5 protein-coding genes are annotated in these 2,568 nt (G+C 65.8%); 1 reads left to right on the top strand and 4 read right to left on the bottom strand.

Going from position 1 to position 2,568, the window contains the following annotated elements; all coding sequences use genetic code 11:
• On the top strand, positions 1–240 hold a 240-nt coding region (locus tag AC5JJ6_RS12465; RefSeq protein ID WP_496042345.1), incomplete at its 5' end, for a histidine phosphatase family protein.
• A 38-nt stretch (positions 241–278) separates the two neighbouring features.
• Here AC5JJ6_RS12465 and AC5JJ6_RS12460 read toward each other — a convergent pair.
• The 4 genes from AC5JJ6_RS12460 to AC5JJ6_RS12445 form a co-directional block, all read right to left on the bottom strand.
• Positions 279–605, bottom strand: a complete 327-nt coding sequence (locus AC5JJ6_RS12460; RefSeq protein WP_496042344.1) for a type II toxin-antitoxin system HicB family antitoxin — start codon at positions 603–605, stop codon at positions 279–281.
• Positions 595–828 carry a hypothetical protein gene (locus AC5JJ6_RS12455; RefSeq protein ID WP_496042343.1) on the bottom strand — a complete coding sequence of 78 codons (234 nt, stop codon included), beginning with the start codon at positions 826–828 and terminating at the stop codon, positions 595–597. The genes AC5JJ6_RS12460 and AC5JJ6_RS12455 overlap by 11 nt, the downstream gene beginning before the upstream one ends.
• 132 nt (positions 829–960) lie before the next feature.
• The gene (locus AC5JJ6_RS12450) at positions 961–1,968 is read right to left on the bottom strand and encodes a cobalamin biosynthesis protein CobD/CbiB (protein WP_496042342.1); all 1,008 of its coding nucleotides are present in this window, start codon (positions 1,966–1,968) and stop codon (positions 961–963) included.
• A gap of 38 nt (positions 1,969–2,006) precedes the next feature.
• On the bottom strand, positions 2,007–2,568 hold a 562-nt coding region (locus AC5JJ6_RS12445), incomplete at its 5' end, for an ankyrin repeat domain-containing protein (protein WP_496042341.1).

Raw genomic sequence — 2,568 nt, 5'->3', positions numbered from 1 at the left:
GAGGTCGTGACGCGGGTAGCCCCCGCCCTGGAAAGGCGTTCGGCGGAGTTCCGGGGACGCGACATCGCCGCCGTCTGCCACGGCGGCTCCATCCGCGCCGCCCTGGCCGTGGCGCTGGGGCTATCCCCGGCACAGGCGCTCGCCTTCCAGATCGACCCGCTGTCGCTGACCCGCATCGACCACATCCCCGTGCCCAACGAACCGGCGGTCTGGCGCGTGGTGACGGTCAATCGTTCCTGACGGAAGACGAGGCCGGATTTATCCGGCTCCGAGGCTTCCTAAGCGCTCAACAGCTTCGCATTGACATAGCGATTCAGGCTGACTTTTTCTTCCGCCGCCTCGATAGCAAGCTTCCTGTGTACTTGAGGAGTCGTCCGTACGACGAAGTGGCCAGAATATCTGCGATCGGCAATTGGTTCCGGCACAGCTTCACCATTGGCGCTCATATCTTCTACAACCTCGAACACCAATTTTTTGATGCCGCGAAGTGCATCGATATCGTCAGCTTCAAGCCAGGAAAGGCTAGGAAACTCTACACATGTAGCCACGAATTCTTGATCCTCCGGTGACCAAGTTACGCGATACGTATAGTGATCATTTGGCATCTTCGTTCACCTTTGGAGCAGTTCTTAACTGTTCTGCCTTGTCTACAGCTCGGATTATTTGGACAACTTGGCAAGCTTTTGCCTTCCCATTTTCTCCACGCTGGATATTGACTCGTGGGTCGCCACCCCAAGGCTTTGTAAACTCTATGGCTTGTTCGATTTTGCCGTGGCCGACCGAAATAATGTTCACAAACTTTCGCTGCATCGGTGAAAGAAATGTCATTAGGGCTGGACCTCATACAGTCCACAATGTCGTTGATCCTAGCTATCGCCTGCCATTATGTGATATTAATAGTGATACTGTCAAGGACATGCCCGGACTGCGAAAAGGCGACTCGTCCCAAAACCTTACGTCTCAAACATACCGAGGCACTATCGCCGCCACTGCCACGACCCCCGCCAGCAGCAGGCAGGCGACGGCGTAGAGGGCCATGGCGCGGCGGAGGTCGGCGGGGACGGCGCGTGCCCGGCCTTCGCCGATCCAGGCGTCGCGGATCAGCACCTCTCCCTCCCGCCTGGGTCCGCCGAGCGACAGGCCGAGGGCGCCGGCGAAAGCGGCGACCGGGGGAGGACCCGCGCCGAACGCGGTGCGCGCCGCCTCGGCCGGGCGGGCGTTCGGGACGAAGGGACAGGCCAGCACCACGAGAAGCGCCGTCAGGCGCGCCGGACCATAGCCCAGCAGCCGATGGAGGATCGCCGCCGCCCGGCCGAAACGGTCGTGCCGGGGGCCGCCGCCGATCGCATGGGCCAGACCGTCCGATGCCGTCCAGAGCATCAGTCCCGGCAGGCCCAGCAGCGCGTACCACAGGGCCGGCGCCACGACCCGGCGCTCCAGGGCCTCCGCGGCGCCCTCCACCGCGACGCGGACGACGCCATGATCGTCCAGGCTGTAGACGTGCCGCCCGGTCAGGGGCCGCACCGCCTCGCGCCCTGCCGTAAGTCCCTGCCACTCCAGCGCGCCGGCGGTGGCGCGCAGCAGGTTCCAGGGCCGGCGCAGCCCGAGCGCCCCGGCGACGATCAGCACTTCGATCAGCCGGCCATAGGGAAGCCGCCCGTACACGAAATGTCCGTCCGGCACCCAGCGCACGACGGCCGTAAGCGCCAGCCCCGCCAGGACGGCGCCCGCGGCGAACACGGCCGTCACGATGAAGCCCCGGACGGCACGGGCGGAAGCGCTCCGGTTCAGGCGGTTCAGCCGCCGGTCGCACCAGCCGGCAGCCGCCAGGACGGCCCGGCGCGGCAGTCCGATCGCCCGCTCCAGCGCGGACAGGTCCCCCAACAGGGCATCGAAGACCAGGGCCGCCAGCAGGAGCAGCAGAAGGTCGGGGGCGCCCGGTACGGGCAGCGGCGGGAGGAACGGCATGGGATCGGGCCGCAGCCTCGGTCTTCAGGCGCCGGGGCCTACTGGCCTCCCGCCTGCTGGATGGCCGAGGTCACGCGCGGGTTGCGGCCATCCTGCGCCCAGGCAAGGGCGCTGCGCCCGGTGAAGTCGAGCCGGTTGACCTGCGCCCCTGCCTTTATCAGCCGCTGGACGACCTCCAGGTTGCCGGCGCGCGCGGCTTCCATCAGCGGCGTCAGGCCCTGCCGGTTCTCGTAGTCGATCTTGGCGCCCGCCTTCAGCAGCAGGTCGACGATGGCCGGATCGCTCTGCCCCGCCGCCCAGAACAGCGGTGCGTTGCCGTTCTTGTCCGGCTGGTTGGGGTTGCCCTTGTTCTCCAGCAGCAGCTGGACCATGTCGGCGTTGCCGGCATTCGCCGCATACATCAGGGCCGTCTTGCCGTTGGCGTCGGCCGTATTGGCGCTGGACCCCTTGAGCAGCAGCGAGCGCATGTCCTCGAAGTTGTTCTCGGTCGCCGCCTTGATCATCGGCGTGGCCTGAAACAGCTTGGTCTGCGCATGGGCGGGAGCGGCCGCGACAAGCGCCAGCAGGCACAGGACCAGTATCTTCTTCATCGCATCATCT

The organism is Skermanella sp. (genome assembly GCF_059503625.1).
The sequence above is the reverse complement of the archived record's forward strand: the minus strand, read 5'-3'. Positions and strand labels throughout refer to the sequence as shown.

What these genes read in the sequence shown, in the direction of transcription:
- AC5JJ6_RS12450 (WP_496042342.1), bottom strand. Translation starts at nt 1,968, where the DNA reads ATGCCGTTCCTCCCGCCGCTGCCCGTACCGGGCGCCCCCGACCTTCTG.
- AC5JJ6_RS12460 (WP_496042344.1), bottom strand. Translation starts at nt 605, where the DNA reads ATGCCAAATGATCACTATACGTATCGCGTAACTTGGTCACCGGAGGAT.
- AC5JJ6_RS12455 (WP_496042343.1), bottom strand. Translation starts at nt 828, where the DNA reads ATGACATTTCTTTCACCGATGCAGCGAAAGTTTGTGAACATTATTTCG.